General features: G+C 67.2%; 21 protein-coding genes. 17 read left to right on the forward strand and 4 right to left on the reverse strand.

Annotated elements, in window-relative coordinates; genetic code table 11:
* Genes rsgA through DBV14_RS25585 form a run of 3 tightly spaced genes read right to left on the reverse strand, consistent with a single transcriptional unit; the run spans position 1 to position 2,632 of the window.
* Positions 1-966, reverse strand: a complete 966-nt coding sequence (gene rsgA / locus DBV14_RS25575; RefSeq protein WP_124463421.1) for a ribosome small subunit-dependent GTPase A — start codon at positions 964-966, stop codon at positions 1-3.
* A 12-nt stretch (positions 967-978) separates the two neighbouring features.
* Positions 979-1,326, reverse strand: coding sequence for a 4a-hydroxytetrahydrobiopterin dehydratase (locus tag DBV14_RS25580; RefSeq protein WP_124463423.1), 348 nt, complete (start codon positions 1,324-1,326; stop codon positions 979-981).
* Positions 1,327-1,366: 40 nt separating this feature from the next.
* Positions 1,367-2,632, reverse strand: a complete 1,266-nt coding sequence (locus DBV14_RS25585) for a M48 family metallopeptidase (protein ID WP_124463425.1) — start codon at positions 2,630-2,632, stop codon at positions 1,367-1,369.
* A gap of 59 nt (positions 2,633-2,691) precedes the next feature.
* Here DBV14_RS25585 and orn point away from each other — a divergent pair, with 59 nt between their 5' ends.
* The 6 genes from orn (at position 2,692) to DBV14_RS25615 (ending at position 9,455) form a co-directional block, all read left to right on the forward strand.
* A complete protein-coding gene (orn, locus tag DBV14_RS25590; protein ID WP_124463427.1) occupies positions 2,692-3,288 on the forward strand; it encodes an oligoribonuclease in 597 nt (198 codons plus the stop codon).
* 251 nt (positions 3,289-3,539) lie between these two features.
* Positions 3,540-5,498, forward strand: coding sequence for a DEAD/DEAH box helicase (locus tag DBV14_RS25595; RefSeq protein ID WP_185546124.1), 1,959 nt, complete (start codon positions 3,540-3,542; stop codon positions 5,496-5,498).
* Between the two features lie 214 nt (positions 5,499-5,712).
* Positions 5,713-6,786 (forward strand): NAD/NADP octopine/nopaline dehydrogenase family protein, encoded by a 1,074-nt coding sequence (locus tag DBV14_RS25600; RefSeq protein ID WP_124463430.1) that lies wholly within the window; start codon positions 5,713-5,715, stop codon positions 6,784-6,786.
* Positions 6,776-7,783: a 3-hydroxybutyryl-CoA dehydrogenase gene (locus tag DBV14_RS25605; protein WP_124463432.1), complete on the forward strand. Its 1,008-nt coding sequence runs from the start codon at positions 6,776-6,778 to the stop codon at positions 7,781-7,783. Before DBV14_RS25600 ends, DBV14_RS25605 begins: the two co-directional genes overlap by 11 nt.
* Positions 7,780-8,580 (forward strand): alpha/beta fold hydrolase, encoded by an 801-nt coding sequence (locus tag DBV14_RS25610; RefSeq protein WP_124463434.1) that lies wholly within the window; start codon positions 7,780-7,782, stop codon positions 8,578-8,580. Before DBV14_RS25605 ends, DBV14_RS25610 begins: the two co-directional genes overlap by 4 nt.
* Positions 8,577-9,455 carry a zinc-binding alcohol dehydrogenase family protein gene (locus tag DBV14_RS25615; RefSeq protein WP_124463436.1) on the forward strand — a complete coding sequence of 293 codons (879 nt, stop codon included), beginning with the start codon at positions 8,577-8,579 and terminating at the stop codon, positions 9,453-9,455. Before DBV14_RS25610 ends, DBV14_RS25615 begins: the two co-directional genes overlap by 4 nt.
* A gap of 8 nt (positions 9,456-9,463) precedes the next feature.
* Here the strand turns inward: DBV14_RS25615 and DBV14_RS25620 are convergent, their stop codons facing one another.
* Complete coding sequence (locus tag DBV14_RS25620; protein WP_124463437.1) at positions 9,464-9,949, reverse strand: MarR family winged helix-turn-helix transcriptional regulator; 486 nt, start codon at positions 9,947-9,949, stop codon at positions 9,464-9,466.
* 158 nt (positions 9,950-10,107) lie between these two features.
* Here DBV14_RS25620 and DBV14_RS25625 point away from each other — a divergent pair, with 158 nt between their 5' ends.
* From DBV14_RS25625 to DBV14_RS25680, 11 genes are all read left to right on the forward strand, one after another.
* Positions 10,108-12,306: an indolepyruvate ferredoxin oxidoreductase subunit alpha gene (locus tag DBV14_RS25625; RefSeq protein WP_124463439.1), complete on the forward strand. Its 2,199-nt coding sequence runs from the start codon at positions 10,108-10,110 to the stop codon at positions 12,304-12,306.
* A 4-nt stretch (positions 12,307-12,310) separates the two neighbouring features.
* On the forward strand, positions 12,311-13,819 hold the full coding sequence (locus DBV14_RS25630) for an indolepyruvate oxidoreductase subunit beta family protein (RefSeq protein WP_124463441.1): 1,509 nt from the start codon (positions 12,311-12,313) through the stop codon (positions 13,817-13,819).
* Between the two features lie 18 nt (positions 13,820-13,837).
* Entirely contained in the window at positions 13,838-14,830 is a 993-nt protein-coding gene (locus DBV14_RS25635) for a PDR/VanB family oxidoreductase (RefSeq protein ID WP_124463443.1), read from the forward strand.
* Positions 14,831-14,850: 20 nt separating this feature from the next.
* A complete protein-coding gene (locus DBV14_RS25640) occupies positions 14,851-16,164 on the forward strand; it encodes an aromatic ring-hydroxylating dioxygenase subunit alpha (protein WP_124463445.1) in 1,314 nt (437 codons plus the stop codon).
* A 117-nt stretch (positions 16,165-16,281) separates the two neighbouring features.
* Complete coding sequence (locus DBV14_RS25650) at positions 16,282-16,764, forward strand: aromatic-ring-hydroxylating dioxygenase subunit beta (RefSeq protein WP_124463447.1); 483 nt, start codon at positions 16,282-16,284, stop codon at positions 16,762-16,764.
* Positions 16,765-16,771: 7 nt separating this feature from the next.
* Positions 16,772-18,406 (forward strand): AMP-binding protein, encoded by a 1,635-nt coding sequence (locus DBV14_RS25655; RefSeq protein WP_124463449.1) that lies wholly within the window; start codon positions 16,772-16,774, stop codon positions 18,404-18,406.
* The gene (locus DBV14_RS25660; protein WP_124463451.1) at positions 18,403-19,575 is read left to right on the forward strand and encodes a thiolase family protein; all 1,173 of its coding nucleotides are present in this window, start codon (positions 18,403-18,405) and stop codon (positions 19,573-19,575) included. Before DBV14_RS25655 ends, DBV14_RS25660 begins: the two co-directional genes overlap by 4 nt.
* An 85-nt stretch (positions 19,576-19,660) precedes the next feature.
* Positions 19,661-20,914 (forward strand): SDR family NAD(P)-dependent oxidoreductase, encoded by a 1,254-nt coding sequence (locus tag DBV14_RS25665; protein WP_124463453.1) that lies wholly within the window; start codon positions 19,661-19,663, stop codon positions 20,912-20,914.
* Positions 20,915-20,934: 20 nt separating this feature from the next.
* A complete protein-coding gene (locus DBV14_RS25670; RefSeq protein WP_124463455.1) occupies positions 20,935-21,747 on the forward strand; it encodes a cyclase family protein in 813 nt (270 codons plus the stop codon).
* 145 nt (positions 21,748-21,892) lie between these two features.
* Positions 21,893-22,627: an SDR family NAD(P)-dependent oxidoreductase gene (locus DBV14_RS25675; protein WP_124463457.1), complete on the forward strand. Its 735-nt coding sequence runs from the start codon at positions 21,893-21,895 to the stop codon at positions 22,625-22,627.
* A gap of 95 nt (positions 22,628-22,722) precedes the next feature.
* A complete protein-coding gene (locus tag DBV14_RS25680) occupies positions 22,723-23,892 on the forward strand; it encodes an ABC transporter substrate-binding protein (RefSeq protein WP_124463459.1) in 1,170 nt (389 codons plus the stop codon).
* Positions 23,893-23,975: the final 83 nt, after the last annotated feature.

The raw sequence follows: 23,975 nt of genomic DNA on the forward strand, positions 1-23,975 counted from the left end.
TCAATACCGTTTCTGGCTCAGCTCGGCGAACAGCTCGCCGTAGATCTTGTAGCGGCTGGCGCTGATGGCGCCCGGCGCCGATTCCGTGGCATTGGCCGATGCCACATTCGCGATCACGCCGCAGCCCGGCTCGTGCAGGTGGGTGCAGTTGTAGAACTTGCAGTCGCCCATGTGCTCCGCAATGTCGGGCATGAGCCCGGCAAGCTGCATCGGCTCGATGTGGTTCAGGCCGAATTCCTGGAAGCCCGGCGAGTCGATCAGGCCGGTGGTGCGCGCTTCGTCGATCCAGTACCAGGTGGTGCTGGTGGTCGTGTGCTTGCCTGAGTTCAGCGCCTGTGAAATCTCTTGCGTCAGCACGGTCGCGCCCGGCACCAGCAGGTTGGTCAGCGTGCTCTTGCCCGAGCCGGAGGGCCCGAGCACGAGGGTCGACTTGCCGGCGAGCAGCTTCATCAGCGAGGCGTAGTCGGCTTCGCCCGACGCCTTCAGCGACAGCGGCAACACACCGTGATGCATGCGGCGATAGGGCGCCAGCTTGTTCCAGGCGCGCCCGAAGGGCTCGACCAGGTCGCTCTTGTTGAGCGCGATGATCGGCGTGATGCGCTCGGCCTGCGCCGCAATCAATGCACGCGCCAACTGGTGCTCCGAAAACTCGGGCTCGGCCGCGATCAGGATCAGCACGTGGTCGAGGTTGGCCGCGAACGACTTGGTGCGGATCTCGTCCTGCCGGTAGAAGAGGTTGCGGCGCGGCAGCACCTCTTCGATGGTGCCTTCGTCCTCGGTGGCCTGCCAGCGCACGCGGTCGCCGACCACGGCCTGGCTCTTTTTGCCGCGCGGGTGGCAGATCAGCCGTTCGCCGGTGGGCGTTTCTACAAGGCAGTGACGCCCATGGCTGGCAACAACGAGGCCGTCGTGGAGCGTCTTTGCAGCAGTGGCTGCAGAGGCGGCGGCGCGGCCCGGCTTAGCCACGGGCGTGTTCCGTCATGCAGCGGGCCCCTCAACCAGCGCGTTGGCCTGCCGCGCGCAATCGAAATCGGTGACCGACAGGCCGCCCACGTCGTGCGTGTTGAAGCGCACCACGCAGCGGTTGTAGTGCACCGACAGGTCGGGGTGGTGGTCTTGCGTGTGCGCCACGAAAGCCAGCGCATTCACGAAGGCGATGGTCTCGAAGTAGTTGGCGAAGGTGAAGGTCTTCTCGATGGCCACATCGGCGCCGTCACCAGTGAGCTTCCAGCCGTCGAGCTGGGCCAGGCCCGAGACGATCTCGGTGGCGCTCAGCGCCTTGCGGGGAATGTTTTTCCAGTCTTTGGGCTTGAACATGCTGCTCATGGGGGACTCGCGGGGGAAGAAAAGGTTGATCGGTCGATGGTCACGCCGCCGTCATGCGCGCAAGGCGCTCCGAGGCAGGCGGATGGGAGTAGTAGAACTTCACGAACACCGGGTCGGGCGTGAGCGTCGAAGCGTTGTCCTGGTAGAGCTTGAGCAGGGCGGCCGACAGGTCGGCGCCGCTGGTCTGGGCCACGGCATAGGCGTCGGCCTCGAACTCGTGCTTGCGCGACAGGCGGGCCGGCAGCGGTGCGACGAAGAAGCCGAACACCGGCACGGCCAGCATGAACAGCAACAGGGCCAATGCGCTGTTGGGTGCGGCCGGCGACATGTTCGGCTGCACGCCCAGGCCGGTATAGAACCACACCTGTGTCGAGACCCAGCCCAGCAGTGCAAAGCCCGCAAGGCTGAGCGCGAACATCGCAATCAGCCGCTTCACGATGTGGCGGTGCTTGAAGTGTCCGAGCTCGTGGGCCAGCACGGCTTCGACTTCGCCTGCATTGAGCTGGCGCAGCAGCGTGTCGTAGAACACCACGCGCTTGCTGGCGCCGAAGCCGGTGAAGTAGGCATTGGCGTGTGCGCTGCGCGTACTGCCGTCCATCACGAACAGGCCCTTGGCGGCAAAGCCGCAGCGCTTCATCAGTGCCGTCACGCGGGCCTTCAGCGTCGGGTCGTCGAGCGGCTTGAACTTGTTGAAGAGCGGGGCAATGAAGGTCGGGTAGATCAGCATCAGCAGCAGGTTGAAGCCCATCCATGCAGCCCACGCCCACAGCCACCAGAGCGTGCCGGCCGCGCCCATGAGCCACAGAATGAGCGCCGCGATCGGCAGCCCGATCAGCGCGCCCAGCAGCGTCGACTTGACGGTGTCGGCCAGCCACAGCTTCCAGGTCATCTTGTTGAAGCCGAAGCGCTCTTCGAGCCTGAAGGTCTGCCAGAGCGTGAAAGGCAGTTCAAGCAACCCGCCGATGGCAGCGAAGGCCGCCAGCAGCACCAGTTGCTGCACCATGCCGCCGCCGATCCACACCAGCAGCAGCTTGTTGAGCAGGTCGAGCCCGCCGAGCAAGGTCCAGCCCAGCAGCAGCGCCGCGCTCCAGGCCATTTCGACAAGGCCGAAACGCGCCTTGGCGATGGTGTAGTCGGCTGCCTTCTGGTGGGCGGCGAGCGTGATGGTCTGGGCGAACGCAGCCGGTACGGCGCCGCGGTGCTGCGCCACGTGGCGCACCTGGCGCGAAGCCAGCCAGAACTTCACGAGCAGGCCCGCAACCAGCGCGACCGCAAAAGCAATGGTGAAGATGAGCGAATAGGACATTGACCGGCGAGTTTAGTCCCCGCTAAACCGTGCCGCAGGCCTTCGACGACAATCCTGCGATGCCCGAATCCCTTGACCCGACGCCCCCCGCAGCCCCCGCCACCCTCAAGAAAAGCGACCAGAACCTGGTCTGGCTGGACTGCGAAATGAGCGGCCTCGACCCCGAGAAAGAGCGCCTGCTCGAAATCGCCGTGGTCGTTACCGGCCCCGACCTCACGCCCCGCATCGACGGTCCCGTGCTGGTCATTCACCAGAGCGACGCCGTGCTCGACGCCATGGACGCCTGGAACAAGGGCACCCATGGCCGCAGCGGCCTGATCGACAAGGTCAAGGCCTCCACGCTCGACGAAGCCGCGGCCGAGCAGCAACTGCTGGAATTCATCGCCAAATACATCCCCCGCAGCGGCTCGCCCATGTGCGGCAACACCATCGGGCAGGACCGGCGCTTCCTGGTCAAGTTCATGCCCAAGCTGGAGGCGTACTTTCACTACCGGAACCTCGACGTCAGCACCCTCAAGGAGCTGGCCAAGCGCTGGAAGCCATCGGCCTACAGCACCTTCAAGAAACAGCAGGCGCACACCGCGCTGGCCGACGTGCACGAGTCCATCGAAGAGCTCGCCCATTACCGCGAAACCTTCCTGCGCCTGACTGATTGACAGGGGATTAGGTAAAAACCCGAAGCCGTGCCATAATCGCAGGCTTCGCTGATTTGCATTTGTCACAGGACAGAAATCAGCGTCTCTTGCATCTCCCTATCTTGCACACCGCGCCCGATCGCATTCGCTGATCAAAAAGGGCCACAGCATCAGGCGTTAGCCAGAAGCTGAATGTCGTTGGATGGTTGATGTTTTTAACCACCAACGGGGCGCCGCCTACGGCAGCGCTCGCGTTTGAGATTGATATCTACATGACCGACGCTTTTGAAGCGCAGGGCGAGTTCGCGCCTGTGCAATCCGCTACCAACAACGAATTCACCGCTGCCGTGGACACTGTGTCCGAAGCGCCGATCCTCGATGCGCTCGACGCAGCCGCACCCGAGATCGCCGTGGTGGAAGAACCCGCCCAGCCCAACGGCTTCGTCAAGCTAGGCCTCGCGCCGGAGCTGATCGCCGCCGTGGCCGACCTTGGCTTCACCCAGCCGACCACCGTTCAAGACAAGGTCATCCCGCTCGCCATGGGCGGTGAAGCTGGCCACGACGGCAAGGCCCGCTTTGTCGACCTGATGGTCTCCAGCCAGACCGGCTCGGGCAAGACCGCCGCCTTCCTGCTGCCCGTGTTGCACACGCTGCTCAAGCGCCAGGCCGAGGCGGAAGCCGAAGCCAAGGCCGAATTCCAGCGCCTGGCCGCCGAAGCCGCCGCCCGCGGCGAAGCCGTGCCGAAGAAGCCGAAGCGCAAGGACCCGACCAACGCCCGTCATTTCAAGGCTGCCACCCCCGGCGCCCTGATTCTTTGCCCGACGCGCGAACTCGCGCAGCAAGTCGCGCACGATGCCATCGAACTGGTTCGCCATTGCCGCGGCCTGCGCATCGCCAACGTGGTGGGCGGCATGCCTTACCAGCTGCAGATCGCCAAGCTGCAGAACGCCGACCTCGTGGTTGCCACGCCCGGCCGCCTGCTCGACCTGCAGCGCTCGCAGCAGCTCAAGCTCGACCAGGTCAAGTTCCTGGTGGTCGACGAAGCCGACCGCATGCTCGACCTCGGCTTCTCCGACGACCTGGCCGAAGTCAACCAGCTCACCATCGAGCGCCAGCAGACGATGATGTTCAGCGCCACCTTCGCGCCGCGCATCCAGCAACTGGCCCAGCGCGTCATGCGCGAGCCGCAGCGCATCACCATCGACAGCCCGCAAGAGAAGCACGCCAACATCAAGCAATCGCTGTACTGGGCCGACAACAGCCAGCACAAGCGCAAGCTGCTCGACCACTGGCTGCGTGACACCAGCATCAACCAGGCCATCGTGTTCGCCAGCACGCAAGTCGAGTGCGACGGCCTCGCCAACGACCTGCAGCAAGAAGGCTTCAGCGCCGTGGCGCTGCACGGCGCCCTGAGCCAGGGCCTGCGCAACCGCCGCCTGATGGCGCTGCGCCAGGGCCAGGTGCAGATCCTGGTGGCGACCGACGTTGCCGCCCGCGGCATCGACGTGCCGACCATCACCCACGTCTTCAACTTCGGCCTGCCGATGAAGGCTGAGGACTACACCCACCGCATCGGCCGTACCGGCCGTGCAGGCCGCGACGGCCTGGCCATCACCTTTGCCGAATTCCGCGATCGCCGCAAGATCATGGACATCGAGCAATACAGCCGCCAGCAGTTCAAGGCTGAAGTGGTTGCAGGCCTCGAGCCGCAACAGCGCATGCCGCAATCGCGTCCCCCGATGGGCGAGTACCGTGGCGGTGGCCGCGACAGCCGCGACAACCATTCGCGCGACCGCAAGTTCGGTGGCGGCGGTGGCGCACCTCGCGGTGGCAATGCCGGCGGCTTCGGCGGCGGCAACAGCGGCTATGCCGGTGCCAGCGGCTTCAACGACCGCGGCTCGCGTGGTCCGGGCGCTCCGGGCCCGCGCGGCTTCGGTGGTGGCGGCGGCCAGGGCCACGGCCATGGCGGCGGACACAACGCCGGGTTCGGCGGTGGCCGTGACGAAGGCAACGGCGGTGGCGGCTACGGTCGCAAGCCGGGCTGGGGCGACAACGGTCCGCGTGGCGGCAACGGCGGTGGCCGTGGCGAAGGCGGCGGTTTTGCTCCCCGTGAAGGCTTTGCTCCCCGCGAAGGTTTTGCACCGCGCGGCAATGGCGCAGGCCACGGCGGCCCGGGCAAGGTGTTCGTGCCCCGCGACGCGCAAAAGCGCGCGTTCAAGCCCACGCGCTGATCTCCCGCAGAGCGGCCCACAAGCCGCTTCGCCCCCAAAAAGCCCGCGCTTCGCAAGAAGCGCGGGCTTTTTCATTGCGGGTTTCCGAGGGGGCCGTTGTCCTGAAATTTGATTGACACCTGAATCAATGAAAAGTAATGTAATAGCGCATTGCTTCCCCGGGTCCGTCCCAGCGGCCGCCGGTTCATCGACACCTGCTTTTCAACTTTCGACCATGAAAATTGCGATTCTTGGGGGTGGCCATGGTGCCTACGCGGCCGCCGCCGACCTGTCCGAAGCCGGCCACGAGGTCCGCCTGTGGCGCCGCGATGCCGCGGCACTGGAACCCGTGGTGCGCGCCGCTGCCATCACGCTGAAAGATGCGGCCGGCGCCCGCGAAGTGCCCATCGCGCTCGCCACGGCCGACATCGGCGCAGCCCTGAAGGGCGCCGAGCTGGTCGTCATTCCCACGCCCGCCATCGCCCAGCACGACATCGCGCTGGCAATGGCGCCGCACCTGGTCGATGGCCAGGTCGTGTTCCTGCCGCCGGGCACCTTCGGCAGCTACGTGATGGCCCGCACGGTCAAGCAGGCCGGCAGCCGCGCCGATGTCGCCTGGGCCGAGACAGGCACCTTGCCCTATCTGGCGCGCAAGCACGGCGAGCGCGAGGTCAACGTCACCATCCGCGCCATCCGCCTGCCGACCGGCGTCTACCCGGCGCGCAAGGAGGCCGAGGCCATCGAGGTGATCCGCAAGGCTTACCCGGCCGTGCATGGCTGCGGCAACGCGCTCTCGGGCGCGCTCATGAATGCCGGCCCCGTCATCCATCCGCCGTTGATGGTGATGAACGCCGCGCCGCTGCAGCACTTCGAGCGCTGGGACATCCACAACGAAGGCACGCAGCGCGCCGTGCGCGACGTGACCGACCGGCTCGACCAGGAGCGCGTGGCGGTGCGCGAGGCCTTCGGGCAGGGCGCGCCGCACTATCCGCTGGCCGACCACTACAACAACGACCAGTGGATGTACGGCGATGCCCACAAGCAGCTCGTCAAGTCGGGCGACTGGCGCGAGAACATAGACCTGCACACGCACCGCTACGTCACCGAAGACACCGAGCTCGGCCTGGCCTTCCTGGCCTCGGCCGCGCGCCATGCGGGCGTCGACGCGCCCATCGCGCATGGCCTGTTGGCCATCGTCGGCGGGTTTCTCGGGCGCGACCTGCGCCGCGGGCCGCGCACCTTCGAGAGCCTGGGCCTGGCCGCATTGAGCACCGCCCAGCTCCGGCAGAGGCTGCACGATGGCGAATGACGCCGCCGCGCTGCCCCGCTTCGCGGCTGTGGGCGCGGGCCGCATGGGGCGCGGCATCGCGATCGCGTTCGCCTATGCCGGCCACCGCATCTCGCTGATCGACCTGCGCCAGCGCAGTGAAGACGCGTGGCAACGCCTGCGCGACGAAGCCAGGGCCGAGATCAAGGCCAGCCTTGCAGGCCTCGCGCAGTTGGGCGTGCTCGATGCGCGGCAGATCGAATCCATCGCCGCGCGTGTCGATTTGGTCGATGCTGCCGCGGCACCGCAAGCGCTGGCCGCCGCCGAGTTGGTGTTCGAAGGCGTGCCCGAGACGATGGAAGCCAAGCGCGAAGCCTTCGAGCAGCTCAACCGCCATTGCCGCGACGACGCGATCCTCACCTCGACCACCAGCAGCATCCTCGTCACGCAACTCGCGGCGCTGGTGCGCCTGCCGGCACGTTTCCTGAACATGCACTGGCTCAATCCGGCGTACGTGATTCCCGTGGTCGAGCTGAGTTGCCACCCCGGCACCGAAGCCGGCGTGCTCGCGCGCACCAAGGCGCTGATGGAAGACATCGGCAAGCTGCCCGTGGTGTGCGGCGCATCGCCGGGCTACATCGTGCCGCGGCTGCAGGCGCTGGTCATGAACGAGGCGGCCCGCATGATCGAAGAAGGCGCTGCCACAGCCGAAGAAATCGACAAGGCCACGCGCTACGGCCTCGGCCTGCGCTTCGCGGCACTCGGCGTGGTCGAGTTCATCGACTTCGGTGGCTGCGACATCCTGCACCACGCGAGCCGCGAGATGTCGGCGTCGCTCGATGCCGGCCGCTACACCGCGCCGGCCATCGTCGGCCGCATGGTCGAGGAAGGGCGCCTTGGCCTGAAGAGCGGCAGCGGCTTCTACGACTACCAGGGCCGCGACATCGCCGCCTACCGCCGTGACGTGCTCTCGCGCACGCTCGGCGAACTGCGGCACGCGGGCCTGTGGCGCGCACCGGCCAACGAGACGCTGCCATGACGATTCGCCGTGCCTTCGCCGACCTGTCGGTGGGGCAGGTGCACTACGCCGCGTGCGGCGATGCGAATGCGCCCGCGGTGTTGCTGCTGCACCAGTCGCCGCGCAGCTGGGCCGAGTACCGCGGCGTGTTGCCGCTGATCGGTGCGCAGCGGCGCGCCATCGCCATGGACACCGCGGGCTTCGGCGACTCCGCCGATGGCGGCGTGCCCGCCAGCATCGCGCAGTGGGCGCGCGTGGCTTGCGAACTGCTCGATGCGCTGCGCATTGCGCGCGCCGACGTCGTGGGCCACCACACCGGCGGCGTCGTGGCGCTCGAGCTTGCGGCGGCCTTTCCCGAGCGGGTGCGCAGCCTCGTGCTGTCTTCCACGCCGTACACCGACGAGGCCTTTCGCCATGCGCGTGCGAACAGGCCGGCCATCGACGAGGTCCCTCTCAGCGAAGACGGCAGCCATCTCATGGCGCTGTGGCAGAAGCGCCAGGGCTTCTATCCGCCGGGGCGTCCCGAGCTGCTCGAAGCCTTCGTGCTGGACGCACTGAAGGTCGGTCATCGCGTCGAGGAAGGGCACCGCGCCGTGGCGTCGTACCGCATGGAAGAGCGCATCGGCCGCGTGACGCAGCCCGCGCTCATCGTCCGTGCCACCGGCGATCCGTTCGCCGCGCCGCATGCGCAAGAGCTCCGGCACCATCTGCCGCAGGCGCGCATCGTCGACATCGAGGGCGGCATGGTGCCGCTGCCCGACCAGATGCCCGAAGCCTTCGCGCGCACCGTGCTCGACTTCCTGGCGGCGCCGACATGAAGGCCGTTCGCATCCACGGCTTCGATGCGGTGCCCGTGCTGGAAGAAGTGGCCGACCCCGTGCCGCGAGCTGGCCGCACCCTCGTGCGCATGCAGGCCGCGACCGTGGGCCACATCGATCGCACCGTGTGGCGTGGCAGCTTCCTGCGGCATCCACCGTTGCCGTACACGCCGGGTGTGGAGGCGGCGGGCATCGTCGTTGCAAGCACGCGCCACGCCATCGGCCAGCGCGTGTGGCTGCGCGGCAGTGGCCTGGGCACGCTGTTCGACGGCACCTGGTGCGAACTGATCGATGCGCCCGACGAGGCGCTGGGCGCGTTGCCCGATGCCTTGCCGATGACGCTCGGCGCCGCGTTCTTTTCGCCGACCACATCCGCATGGGTGGCGCTGCATGACGTCGCGAAGCTGCAGGCCGCAGAGCAGGTGCTGGTAACGGGCGCGAGCGGTGCCGTGGGCTCGCTCGTCGTTCAACTGGCACGCGATGCAGGCTGCACGGTGACAGCGGTCGATCCCGATGCCGAAGCACCGCCGCCCGCAAGCTGCGACCTGCTGGTCGATACCGTAGGCGGAAACGTTCTCTCTGCCGCATTGCCTTCGGTGCGTCCCGGTGGCCGCGCCGTGCTGATCGGCTACACCGCGGGCCCGACGCTGCAGCTCGACATCGCTCACTTCCTGCAGCGCGACGTGTCGTTGCTGCCGCTCAACATGTTCAGGCGGGAGGCTGCTGGCCGTGCCGCCGCGCCGGAGTTGCTTGCACGACTGGCCGATGGCCGCCTGCAGCTCGATGTGCAGGCATTCGCGCTGGCCGATGCGGCGCGTGCGCTCGACTGGATCGCGCAGCGTGGCCATCGCGGCCGCGCCGTGCTCGTGCCCTAGTCTTCTTCCTATTCTTCTTCAGGCGCCTCGACAGGCACATGCACGTGCAGGTCGATCATCTGACGAAGCGTCTGCTTGAGCTCTTCGGCGCGTCGCAGTCCGAAGGGCTCCAGCACGCGCCTTTCGTGGTCCCGCGCCAATTCCATCAGGTGCTCGACGGCCTTCAGGCCCTTGCGCGTGATGCGCACCAGCGTGATGCGGCGATCACTTTCGTGGGGCAGCCGCTCGACCTGTCCGCGCGATTCCATGCGGTCCAGCAGCCGCGTCACCGTCGGTTGCTTGGTCACCGTCACCTGCGCGAGCTGGCCGATGCTGATGGGCTCGCTGCCTGCCAGCGACGCCATCACGCGCCACTCCGACACGGAGAAGCCTTGCTGCCTTGCGACCTCGTGGAACTCGGAGGAGATCAGCTGGCTGGCCTGCGCCAGCAGCGCGGGCAGGTAGTCATCGACGAAGCGATGCGATGCAACAGGTTGTTCATTCTGTTCATTCATGAAGGCACCTCGTAACCAGACACATCACACCGGCCGCGGGCACGCTGTTTGCATGTCTAGGGTAATTCATGATTGTGGATACATTCATTTGTCAACATTATAGAAAGCATGGTGTGGCAGTGAAGCGCATCGTCCCACGATAGAGAACAAGGACCCACATGGCTGAGCGTTCGTTCGTCGAAGAAGTCAAGAAACTGCGGCTTTCTGGTGGAGATGTCTTCCGCGGTGAAGGCATTCTGGCGGTCACCAAGGCATTGCTCGAATCGGGTGTTTCCTATGTCGCCGGCTACCAGGGAGCACCCATCTCGCATCTGATGGACGTGCTGGCCGATGCGCAGGACATCCTCGCGGAGCAGGGCATCCGCTTCGAGAACAGCGCGAGCGAGGCCACCGCCGCCGCCACGCTGGCCGCTTCCGTCAACTACCCGCTGCGCGGCGCCGTCACCTTCAAGGCCACCGTGGGCACCAACGTCGCATCCGACGCGCTGGCCAACCTGGCTTCGGGCGGCGTCACCGGCGGTGCGTTGATCATCGTGGGCGAGGACTACGGCGAGGGCTCGTCGATCATGCAGGAGCGCAGCCACGCCTTCGCCATGAAGTCGCAGATCTGGCTGCTCGATCCGCGCCCCAACCTGCCCAGCATCGTCGATGCGGTGAAGCAGGGCTTCGATCTTTCCGAGGCCAGCAACACGCCCGTGATGCTCCAGTTGCGCATCCGTGCCTGCCATGTGCATGGCCACTTCATTGCCGGCGACAACAAGCGCGCGAAGTTCACGCTGCAGGAAGCGATGGAAAACCCGCAGCGCGACGTCAGCCGCATCGTGCTGCCGCCCGCCAGCTTCGTGCATGAACAAGAGAAGGTGAAGGACCGATGGCCCGCCGCGGTGCGCTTCATCGAAGAGCGCAAGCTCAACGAGTTCTTCTCCGAAGACGCCGACGACATCGGCATCATCGTGCAGGGCGGCAGCTACAACACCATGCTGCGCGCGCTCGAACGCCTGGGCCTGGCCGATGTCTACGGCAACACCCAGGTGCCGCTCTATGTGATGAACGTGGCCTACCCGGTCATCGAGAGCGAGGTGCTGCGCTTCTGCGAAGGCAAGCGCGCGGTGATGATCGTGGAAGAAGGCCAGCCCAACTTCGTCGAGCAGAACCTAGCGACCATCCTGCGCCAGGCCGGCTCGACCACCGCGCTGCACGGCAAGGACATTCTTCCGGTGGCCGGCGAGTACACATCGTCAGAGCTGCTGAAAGGCGCGCGCGCTTTCTGCGAGCGCTACCAACGGCTCGCGCCGTTGCCCGTGCCCGTACCGGTGCGCAAGGTGATCCCGCTGAAGGAAGTGGCTGCCATCGGCGTCGATGCCGCACCCGAGCCTGCACTCGCACAGCCGTCTACGTCGCTTGGCGAAGTGGTGCATGCCCGCCCCCCGGGCTTCTGCACCGGCTGCCCCGAGCGCCCGATCTTCAGCGCGATGAAGCTGGTCGAGCGCGAGCTGGGTGCGCACCACGTCAGCGCCGACATCGGCTGCCACCTGTTCTCCATCTTGCCGCCGTTCAACATCGGCAACACCACCATGGGCTATGGCCTGGGCGGCGCGGGTTCCTCGGCGCTCAATGCCCCCGCCGGCAAGCGCGCGATCTCGATGATGGGCGATGGCGGCTTCTGGCACAACGGCCTGACCAGCGGCGTCGCGAACTCGGTCTTCAACAAGAGCGACAACCTCACCATCGTCGTCGACAACAACTACACCTCGGCCACGGGCGGGCAGGACATTCTTTCGTCGACCGCCGTCAACAAGACGCGCAGCACCGGCCACGAGATCGAACGCGCCGTGCGCGGCGTGGGTGTGGAGTGGGTGAAGACGCTGCGACGCACCTACGACGTCGCCGGCATGCGCGATGCACTGAAAGACGCGCTCACCACCAAGACCAAGGGCCCCAAGGTGCTCATCGCGCAATCGGAGTGCATGCTCAACAAGCAGCGCCGCGAGAAGCCGCTGGTGCGCAAGGCCATCGCCGACGGCAAGCGCATGGTGCGCGAAAAATTCGGCGTCGACTCCGACACCTGCACCGGCGACCACTCGTGCATTCGCCTGTCGGGTTGCCCGTCGCTGTCGATCAAGCCCAACCCCGATCCGCTGCGCACCGACCCGGTGGCCACCGTGCTCGACAGCTGCGTGGGCTGCGGCGTGTGCGGCGAGGTTTCGCATGCCGCCGTGCTGTGCCCCTCGTTCTACAAGGCCCAGATCGTGAGCAACCCCAGCCGCTGGGACCTGCTGCGCGAGCGCCTGCGCAGCGCCGTCATCGGCTGGCTGCAGCGCGGCGAGGCGCGCCGCCGCGAAACCTATGCCTTCTGAAGCGATGACCCACACCGCGCAACCTATCAAGATCGCCATCCTTGCCATGGGCGGGGAGGGCGGTGGCGTGCTGGCCGACTGGATCGTCGACATGGGCGAGGCCAATGGCTACGTCGCGCAGACGACCTCGGTGCCGGGCGTGGCCCAGCGCACCGGCGCCACCATCTACTACGTCGAGCTGTATCCCATCGCGCAAGCCGAGGCGGACGGCGGCAGGCCCGTGCTGGCGCTGATGCCGTTGCCGGGCGACGTCGACGTGGTGCTGGCGTCGGAGCTCATGGAGGCCGGCCGCGCCGTGCAGCGCGGGCTCGTCACCAGGGACCGCACCACGCTCATTGCGTCCACGCACCGCGTGTACTCCATCGCCGAGAAAAGCGCGCTGGGCGATGGCCGCGTCGACAGCGGGCAACTGCTCGCGCACACGGCCAAGGCCGCCAAGCGTTTCATCCGCTTCGACATGGCGCAGGCCGCCGAGGCTTCGGGCAGCGTAATCAGCGCCGTGCTGTTCGGCGCCTTGTCGGGTTCCGGCGTGCTGCCCTTCAGCCGCGCGCAGTTCGAGGCGACCATCGAACGCGGCGGCGTGGGCGTCAAGCCCAGCCTGAAGGCATTCGGCGCCGCGTTCTCGCGCGCACAGGGCGGCGACGATGGCGAGACGGTAGAAGCCGCGCCGCTCGCCACGCCCACGCCGCAACCGCGCCATCCGGCCGTGCGTGCGCTGGTCGAGCGCGCGCAGCGCGACTTTCCGGTGGCGGTGCAAGACTTCCTGCTCGAAGGCGTGCGCCGCCTCATCGACTACCAGGACACGGCGTACGCCAGCCTGTACCTCGACCGCATGGCCGTCATCGCGGCGCTGCCGAACGACGACGGCCACCGCCTGTTGCGCGAGACCGCGCGCCATCTTGCGCTGTGGATGTCGTACGAAGACACGGCCCGCGTCGCCGCGCTCAAGACCCGCGCCACCCGCTTCGACCGCGTGCGTGGCGAGGCCCGCGTGCAGCCCGGCCAGGTGCTGGCCATCAACGAATACATGCATCCGCGCCTGCAGGAAATCTGCGAGACGCTGCCGGGCGGCATCGGCCGCTGGCTCATGAACGCCACGCTGCCCAAGAAGATCGTCGAGCGCTTCACGCAGCACGGCCGCGTGATCCAGACCAGTTCGCTGCGCGGCTACCTGATGCTGCGCACCGTGGCCGCCATGAAGCGCTGGCGTCTCTCGACGATGCGCTACGCCGAAGAAAACCGCCGCATCGAAGAGTGGCTGCAGCGCATTGCCGCCACCGCGCAGCGCAACCCCGAGCTGGCCGTGGAGCTCGCCCAGTGCCAGCGCCTCGTCAAGGGCTACAGCGACACGCATGAACGCGGCATCCGCAACTACGACACCGTGATGCGAGCGGTGGAGCGCGCCGGCGCGGCGCTCGCGCCCGCCACCCTGCGCGAGCTGCGCGACGCGGCGCTTGCCGACGAACACGGCCACAAGCTGCAAGCCGCGCTGGCGCAGCACGCCCTGGCCTGAAGAGACAACGAACGCACGATGACTGCTCCCACCGCCACCCTTCAGCTGCGCGTTGCCGAGGCGCGCGAACTCAATCCGCTGATCCGCATGCTCCGGCTGCGCGCGGAAGATGGCCGCCCCTTGCCCGGCTTCGCGGCCGGCGCCCACATCCGCGTGCAGGTGACGCTGCCCGACGGCAAGGCCGACTGGCGCCACTACTCGCTCATCAACTTCGCGACGGCGCGCAACGCCACCAACGCGCCGACGGAGTACGTCATTGCCGTGCGCAAGGAAACCGAAGGCCGCGGTGGCTCGCGCTTCATGCACGAGCAGCTGAAAGAGGGCGACACCCTCGCCATCGAGGCGCCGAAGAACGACTTTCCGTTGCACACCGGCCCCGGCGGCACGGTGCTGGTGGCCGGTGGCATCGGCATCACGCCACTCGCCACCATGGCCGCGCGGCGACGCGCCGAAGAGGCCCCGGTGCGGCTGCACTACGCCGGCCGCAGCCGCGAGCTGATGGCCTTCCTGCCCGAGCTGCAGGCTCTGCTGGGCGACGACCTGCACGTGCATGCCGACGCCGAAGCCGGTGCGCCGCTGGCCATCGACGCGCTGCTCGACGGCGTGCCCGCCGGCGACCGCCTCTACGTCTGCGGCCCGAAGGTCATGCTCGACGCCGTGCTCGCCCGCACCCAGGCGCGCGGCTGGGAACACGACCGCGTGCACTTCGAGCTGTTCACCGAACCGGTCGCCGAAGAAGGCGACCAGCCCTTCGAGGTGGAGCTTGCCCAGTCGGGCCAGCGCTTCACCGTGCCGGCCGCCCAGAGCATCCTCGACTGCCTGATCGCGAACGGATGCGACCTCATGTTCGACTGCAAGCGCGGCGAATGCGGCGTGTGCGCCGTGCCCGTGCTCGAAGGCGAGATCGACCACCGCGACTACGTGCTCACCGCCCGCGAGAAGGCCGAGGGCACCGTCATGCAGATCTGCATCTCGCGCGCCAAGGGTGCGCGGCTGGTGCTCGACATCTGAAGCCAGGAGCCACGAGAACCATGACCTCGTACAGAGACAACCCCGACGCCATCCGCGCGCTGGTGCAGAACGACCGCGTGCACCGCGACCTGTACACCAGCCAGGAACTGTTCGAGCTGGAGCAGGAGCACTTCTTCGCCAACACCTGGAACTACGCCGGCCACGAGAGCCAGATACCGAAGCCCGGCGACTGGTTCAGCAACGAGATCGCGGGCCGCCCGCTGATCGTCGTGCGCCACACCGACGGCAGCGTGCGCGCGATGATGAACCGCTGCGCCCACAAAGGCTCGCGGCTGGTCAGCGGGCCCTGCGGCAACACCGGCAAGTTCTTCCGCTGCCCGTACCACGCCTGGACTTTCAAGACCGATGGCTCGCTGCTCGCCATTCCGCTGAAGACCGGCTACGAGAACACCGCGCTGCACGAGTGCGAGTCGGCCAAGGGCCTGACCACGGTCAAGCACGTGCGCAGCCATCGCGGCTTCATCTTCGTGAAGATCAACGATGCGGGACCGGACTTCGACGAATACTTCGGCGACTCGCTCAGCTCCATCGACAACATGGCCGACCGCTCGCCCGAGGGCGAGCTCGAAATCGCGGGCGGCTGCCTGCGCTTCATGCACCAGTGCAACTGGAAGATGTTCGTGGAGAACCTCAACGACACCATGCACCCGATGGTGGCGCACGAGTCTTCGGCCGGCACCGCCAAGCGCATGTGGGCCGACAAGCCCGCCGACGAGCCCAAGCCCATGGCGGTCGAGCAGTTCGTGCCCTTCATGTCCGACTACAAGTTCTTCGAGGACATGGGCATCCGCACCTATGACCACGGCCACAGCTTCACGGGCGTGCACTTCAGCATCCACAGCAAGTACAAGGCGATCCCCGAATACGACGAGGCCATGAAAGCACGCTACGGCGAAGAGAAGACCGCGCAGATATTGGGCATGGCACGGCACAACACCGTGTACTACCCCAACCTCACGATCAAGGGCGCGATCCAGGCCATTCGCGTGGTGAAGCCGATCTCGGCCGACAAGACGCTGGTCGAGAGCTGGACCTTCCGCCTGAAGGGCGCGCCGCCCGAGCTGCTGCAGCGCACCACCATGTACAACCGGCTCATCAACTCGCCGTTCTCGGTGGTGGGGCACGACGACCTGCAGGCCTACCGCGGCATGCAGGCCGGGCTGCACGCCAGCGGCAACGAATGGGTGAGCCTGCACCGCGACTACGACCCGTCGGAACTGAAGGGCGGGGAGATCACCACCGGCGGCACCAACGAGCTGCCGATGCGCAACCAGTACCGCAGCTGGGTGCAACGCATGACGGAGACGATGTAATGGCACACCCCCAGTCTTCGCGCACTTTGTGTCGCTTCGCCAACCCCCTTGCAGGGGGCAACACCAGTGGCCCGGCGAAGCCGGTTCCACGGTGTTTCTGGAAGGGGAGTTGTTGAAATGAATGCAGTGACACGTCAGGACCTGATCGACTTCGTCGTGAACGAAGCGCACCTGCTCGACACGCGCCGCTACGAAGAGTGGAATGCGCTGTTCACCGACGACGCCTTCTACTGGATTCCCCTGGTGCCCGACCAGGAAGACGGCCTCAATCACACCTCGCACCTGTACGAAGACAAGCTGCTGCGCGAGCTGCGCATCGAGCGCCTGAAAAGTCCGCGCGCGTTTTCGCAGCAACCGCCGAGCCGCTGCCACCACCTGCTGCAGATGCCGGTGGTCGAAACGCTCGACGCCGAGGGCAACCGCTTCGTGGTGCGCACCGAATTCCACTACACCGAATCGCAGGGCGACGAACTGCAGTTCTATGTCGGCACCGTTTTCCATCACCTCACGGTGCAGGACGGCGCACTGCGCATGACGCTCAAGCGCGTCAATCTTCTCAACTGCGACGCGGCGCTTCCGGCCGTGCAGCTTTTCATCTAGGGACGCGATGCAACACGCCACCGTCCATCAGGTCTTCGCGGCCACTGCCGCGCGCGCGCCGCAGGCCGAGTTCCTGTTCACGGAATCGGTCACCGCGGCTGCCTACGGCATCGCGCCCGGCGCCATTCGCTGGGGCGAGGCCGTGCAAGAGGTCGAGCGACTGCGCACGGCCTACGCAACGGCCGGCTACGGGCACGGCCACCGCGTCGGCCTGCTGCTGGAGAACCGGCCGGCCTTTCTCTTCCACTGGTTCGCACTCAACGCCCTGGGCGTGAGCGTGGTGCCGATCAACGCCGAGATGCGCTCGGCCGAGCTGGTCTACCTGATCGGCCACAGCGAGATCGGCCTTGCCGTGACGCTGCCCGAGCGCGCCGCCGACCTGCGCGCGGCAGCCGCCCAGGCGGGCGTGGGCTTCGAGACGATGGGGCCCGACGACGAGGTGCCTGTTGCCAAGACGAAAGCGCCGCGTGCCAGCGAAGCCATCGGCGTCGACACCGAATGCGGCCTGCTCTACACCTCCGGCACCACGGGCAGGCCCAAGGGCTGCATCCTGAGCAACGCGTACTTCCTGCGTGCCGGCCAGTGGTATGCCGCACTTGATGGCGTGTGCAGCATCCGCCCCGATGCCGAGCGCGTCATCACGCCGCTGCCGCTCAACCACATGAACGCGATGGCGTTCTCCACCATGGTGGTGCTGGTTGCGGGCGGCTGCCTGGTGCAACTCGATCGCTTTCATCCGAAGACCTGGCTGGCCAGTGCTCGCGAAAGTGGCGCCACCATCGTCCACTACCTGGGCGTGATGCCGGCCATGCTGTTGTCCGCACAGGCATCGGCGGCCGACCGGGACCATGCAATCCGCTGGGGCTTCGGCGCCGGCGTGGACCGCAAGAACCACGCACCGTTTGAAGAGCGCTTCGGCTTTCCGCTGGTCGAGGCCTGGGCCATGACCGAAACCGGCGCGGCCGCCTGCATCATGGCCAACCGCGAGCCGCGCCTGGTGGGCACCAGCTGCTTCGGCCGGCAGGAAGACTTCGTGCAGATCCGCCTGGCGGGCGAAGACGGCAGCGACGTTGCCACCGACATGCCAGGCGAGTTGCTGGTGCGTTCCGCGGGCGACGATGCGAAGCGCTACTTTTTCTCCGGCTACCTGAAAGACGAAGAGGCCACGCGCGAGGCCTGGGCCGACGGCTGGTTCCATACCGGCGACCTCGTGCGCCGCGATGCCGAGGGCAACTTCTTCTTCGTGGACCGCAAGAAGAACGTGATCCGCCGCAGCGGCGAGAACATCTCGGCCGTCGAGGTCGAGAGCGTGCTCAACCAGCACCCGGCCGTGAAGACGTCGGCCGTGGCCGCCACGCCCGACGCGGTGCGCGGCGACGAAGTGCTGGCCTGCATCGTGATGCGCGAAGACGCCGACGCGTCGCAGCGCGAGCAGCTCGCCGCGAGCATCGTCCAGCATGCGCTGGACCAGCTCGCCTACTACAAGGCGCCGGGCTACGTCGCCTTCGTCGATGCGCTGCCGCTCACGCCGTCGCAGAAGATCCAGCGCGGCCAGTTGCGCGAGATGGCGCAGTCGCTGCCGGGGCAGGGCCATTGCATCGACACACGCGCGATGAAGAAGCGACAGGTGGGCCAGGCATGACCCGCAACCGACTCTCCTACGAAGGCGTTGCCGTCGCGGTGCCCGTCACCGTGCCCTACGTTCGCTACTCCACGCGCACCGCGCACTGGTTCATCGGGCAGGCCATCGAGGCGCTGGTCCAGGCCAGCGGTGTTGCCAAGGAACAGATCGACGGCCTGTGCCTGAGCAGCTTCTCGCTCGCGCCCGACACGGCCGTGGGCGTGACGCAGCACCTGGGGCTCTCGCCGCGCTGGCTCGACCACGTGCCCACCGGAGGCGCCTCGGGCGTGATGTGCCTGCGCCGCGCCGCGCGCGCCGTGCAGGCCGGCGATGCCGACATCGTGGCCTGCGTGGGCGCCGACACCAACCACGTCGACTCCTTCCGCCAGACGCTCGGCAGCTTCAGCAACTTTGCGCGCGATGCGAGCTACCCCTACGGCTCGGGCGGGCCGAACTCGATCTTCGCGTTCATCACCGCCAACTACATGCGCACCTATGGCGCCAGGCGCGAAGACTTCGGCCGCATCTGCGTGGACCAGCGCACCAACGCACTGGGCAACCCGAACGCGATGTTCAAGAAGGGCCTGACGCTCGACGAGTACATGGCCGCGCGGCCCATCTCCGACCCCATTCACCTGTTCGACTGCGTGATGCCCTGCGCCGGCGCCGATGCCTTCCTGGTGATGAGCGAGGAGCGCGCGCGCGACCTGGGCCTGGCGCACGTGGTGATCCGCGGCGCCATCGAGCGCCACAACGCCTATGCCGAAGACCCGGTGATGGTGCAGGGCGGCTGGCGCAAGGACCGCGATGACCTCTACGCGCAGGCCGGCGTGCAGCCCGCGGCACTCGACTTCGTGCAGACCTACGACGACTACCCGGTGATCGTGATGATGCAGTTCGAAGACCTGGGCTTCTGCGAGAAGGGCGAGGGCCCCGCCTTCGTGCAGGCCAACACCATGACCTTCGACGGCAGCTTTCCGAACAACACCAGCGGCGGACAACTCTCCGCCGGGCAGGCCGGTGCGGCGGGTGGTTTTCTCGGCATGGTCGAGGCGATCCGCCAACTGACGGACCAGGCCGAAAAACGCGCGGTACCCGATGCGCAACTGGGCCTCGTCGCCGGCTTCGGCATGGTGACCTACGACCGCTGCCTGTGCACAGGCGCAGTCATCCTGGGGAGACCGGAATGATGTACCCCCACGTTTGCCGCTTCGCGGCTGCACTGCCCCCCGAGGGGGCCGCGCGCCTGCCTTGGGGCGGCCCGGCGGAGGCGCTATGACCATGCCGATGATGCGGCCCCCCCGCAAGAACCCGGTGCTGCGCACCCGGCAGATGAACCTGCCGCCCGGCGCGCGGGGCCGCGTGGCGCTCGGCCTTACCGCCGCCGCCGCCGAAGGCCGCTTCGAACTGCAGGCCTGCGAAGACTGCGGCACCGTGCAGTACCCGCCGCGCGAGGTCTGCCACAAGTGCCTGTCGGCGGCCCTGCGCTGGCGCCAGCAGAGCGGCGAGGGCCAGCTGCTGGGCAGCACCACGCTGCACCACAGCAACGACCTGTTCTTTCGCGAGCGGCTGCCCTGGCGGCTGGGGCTGGTGCACCTGGACGCAGGCCCGACGCTCATGGTCCACCTGCACGGCGAGGTCGGCGACGCGCCCACCCGCGTTCGCGTCGGCGCCCGGCTCGACCGCGCGGGCCAGGCCGTTCTCATTGGTTTTCCGAATGAAGGGAGTGCCCACATGGCCGACGACAAGATGCTGCGTGAAATGACCAGCGACCCCAAGTTCCGCAAGGCGCTGGTGACCGACGGCAAGACCGAGACCGGCCAGGCCATCGTGCGCGCGCTGGTGAAGGCCGGCGCCGACATCGTGTGGGTCGGCCATGCCGAGCCCTGGAAGAAGATGGGCGACGGGCTGGACGACATCTCGGCGCTGCCGCAGGTGACGCTGGTGCCGCTCGACCTGACCAACGGCCGGCAGGTGACGGAGCTTGCGGGCTCCATCGGCGGCAAGGTCGACATCGTCATCAACAACGCCGAGGTGCACCGCACCTTCGGCATCGGCGCGCGCCGCGGCACCGACGTGGCCAAGGCCGAGATGGACATCAACTACTTCGGCCTGCTGCGCCTGGCGCAGGAGTTCGGTCCGGCGCTCAAGGGCCGCTCGGCCGATGGAGAAACGGGTGCGACCGCGTGGGTCAACCTGCTGTCGATCTACGCGCTCAGCAACTTTCCGCCGCACGGCACCTTCAGCGCCTCGAAGGCCGCGGCGCATTCGCTCGCGCAGTGCCTGCGCGCCGAGATGCGGCCGGCCGGCATCCGCGTGATCAACGTGTTTCCGGGGCCCATCGACGACGAATGGAACCAGCACACGCCGCCGCCCAAGCTGGCGCCCACCGCGCTGGCCAACGCCATCGTCAAGGCGCTGCGCGATGGCGTCGAAGACGTCTACCCGGGCGACGTGGCGCAGGAATGGCTGGAGCGCTGGCGCGACAACCCGAAGGTGCTCGAGCGCGAGCTGGCCGCGGGCGGTTGAGAACAGACAGGAAGCACACGATGACCACGACAACCGAACTGATGTCCGCCGCCGAAATTCTCGGCGGCCTCGTGACCGCGATGGCCAGCGGCCGCATCCGCGTGATCGACCTCACGCAGACGCTCACGCCGGAGTTTCCCCAGATCGCATTGCCGCCCGAAATGGGCCAGTGCTGGCCCTTCCGCATCGAGGAAGTGTCGAAGTACGACGAGCGCGGACCGGGCTGGTACTGGAACAACTTTTCCTGTGGCGAACACACCGGCACGCACTTCGATGCACCCATTCACTGGATCTCGGGCCGTGATCTGCCGAATAACTCGGTCGACACCATTCCCGTGCAGAACTTCGTGGCGCCAGCCTGCGTGATCGACTGCTCGGCCGACGTGCAGGCCAACGACGACTACCTGCTGAGCGTGGCCGACATCGAACGCTATGAAGCCGCGCATGGCCGCATTCCGAAGGGCGCGTGGGTGCTGATGCGCACCGACTGGTCCAAGCGCAGCGACCCCGAGGCCTACCAGAATTTCGACGAGACTGGCCAACACACGCCCGGCCCGAGCACCGAGGCCGTGCGCTTCCTGGTGGAGCAGCGCGACGTGCTGGGCTTCGGCTCGGAAGCCATCGGCACCGATGCCGGGCAGGGCTACCACCTGCGGCCGCCGTACCCCTGCCACTACTACATGCATGGCGCGGGGCGCTATGGGCTGCAATGCCTGAGCAACCTCGACCTGCTGCCGCCGTCGGGCGCGGTGCTGATCTGCCCGCCGCTGAAGATCGAGAAGGGCAGCGGCAGCCCGCTGCGCGTGCTGGCACTGGTGGGAGCATCGCTATGACTTGCTGTTCCCGCATTGGTTTTGGCTCCTTCTCCCGCGTGCGGGAGAAGGCGGGGGATGAGGGGGCTTGCGAAGGCTGCGGGGGTCACCCTCACCCCAACCCTCTCCCGCGAGCGGGAGAGGGAGCAATGCGGGGAGCGTGCGCATGAGCGGCACTTCACCGAAAGTCGCGGCCGTTACTGGCGGCAGTGCCGGCATTGGCAAGGCCATCTGCGAAGACCTGCTCGCACAAGGTTATGAAGTCGTGTCGCTGGCGCGCCGCAAGGCCGAGATCAAGCATCCGAAGCTGCACAGCATCGAAGTCGACCTGAGCGATCGGGCCGCCACGGGCGAGGCCGTGCGCGAGCTGGTCGAGCGCTTCGCGCCGACCACCATCGTCCACAACGCCGGCGTCATCCGCGCGGCCTTGCTGCCCGATGTGAAGCTCGATGACCTCGACGCGCTGGTCGACCTGCACCTGGGCTGCGCGATCCAGCTCGTGCAAGGCGCGCTGCCCGCCATGCGCGCGCAACGCTTCGGCCGCGTGGTGCTGCTGTCGTCGCGCGCCGCGCTGGGACTGGCCACGCGCACCAGCTATTCGGCCACCAAGGCCGGCATGCTGGGCATGGCGCGCACCTGGGCGCTGGAACTCGCCGCGGACGGCATCACGGTGAACGTGGTGGCGCCGGGCCCGATTCGCACCGACATGTTCTACGACGTGGTCGAAGCCGGCAGCGAGAAGGAGCGCGCGCTCGCGGCCTCCGTGCCGGTCAAGCGCCTCGGCGAATCGGCCGACGTGGCACGTGCCGTGCGTTTCTTCGCCGCCCCCGAGAACAGCTTCGTCACCGGCCAGGTGCTGTACGTCTGCGGCGGCACCAGCGTCGGCAGCCTGGCGCTCTAGGTTTCATTTCAGCGTTTCTTTCTTCCTTTCCTCCTTCCTTTCGTTCGTTCCGTTCAGTTCCGTTCAAAAAACTTCACCACCTCTGGAGCATCGCCATGAAAGTCCTGACCCGATTCCGAGCCCTCGCGGGCATTGCCGCGGCCGTGGGTGCCTTGAGCGCAGCCGGAGGCGCGATGGCGGCCGATCTGAAGGTCGGCTTCATCACGTCGCTGTCGGGCCCGGTGTCGTCGCTCGGCATTCCGTACGAGAAGGGCATGAAGGCAGCGCTGGCCTACAAGGCAGACCTGGGCGGCCGCAAGATCCAACTGGTGCAGCTCGACGATGCGTCCGACCCCACCACGGCCGCGCGCAATGCCCGAAAGATGATCGATGAGGACAAGGTCGACGTCATCATCGGCACCGCGGGCTCGCCGGGCGCGCTGGCCATTGCCGGTGTGGCGCGCGAGACAAAAACGCCGCTGATTTCCATTGCCAATGCGAACCTGCCGGGCGAAGAGGGCGCGTGGATGGTCACGCTGCCGCAGCCCGCGCCGCTGATGGTGAGCGCGGTGGTCGAGCGCATGAAGAAGTCGGGCGTGAAGACGGTCGGCTACATCGGCTTCTCGGATGCCTGGGGCGACCTGGTGTACGACGCGCTGCAGAAGAGCGCGGGTCCGGCGGGCATCAAGATCGTGTCGAACGAGCGCTATGCGCGCGCCGATTCGTCGGTCACGGGCCAGGTGCTGAAGATCGTGGCGCTGCGGCCCGACGCGGTGATCACCGGCACCTCGGGCACGCCCGGCGCGCTGCCCTACCTGGCGCTTGCGGAGCGCGGCTACAAGGGCCAGATCTACGGCATGCACGCGCTCATCAACCCGGACTTCGTGCGCGTGGGCGGTACGGCGGTCGAAGGGCTGCTGGCCCCCACCGGCCCGGTGATCGTGGCCGAGCAGTTGCCGAACGAGAACCCGATCCGCAAGATTTCGATGGACTTCCGTGCCGCCTACCAGAAGGCCAACGGCGCGCCGCCGACCGACGCGTTCTCGGCCTACACCTTCGACGCATGGCTGTTGTACCTGGACGCCGCCCAGCGCGCCCTGGCGACCAAGGCCGAGCCGGGCACGCCGCAGTTCCGCCTGGCATTGCGCGACGCGATCGTGAGCACCAAGGAGTTGGTGGGCACGCACTCGGTCTACAACTTCAAGCCGACCGACCGATATGGATCGGATGAACGTTCGCGTGTGGTCGTGAAGCTCGAGAAGGGCCAGTGGAAGCTGGTCCCCTGAGATGACGCCTTGCTCTGCTGTTCGTTGCGTCGTGCGGTTTGGGCGCTGCTGTTCTTCAGGGCGCGCCCACGCCGACGGCGTGC

Origin of the sequence: Variovorax sp. KBW07 (genome assembly GCF_003852515.1) — a bacterium.
Lineage (GTDB): Bacteria > Pseudomonadota > Gammaproteobacteria > Burkholderiales > Burkholderiaceae_C > Variovorax.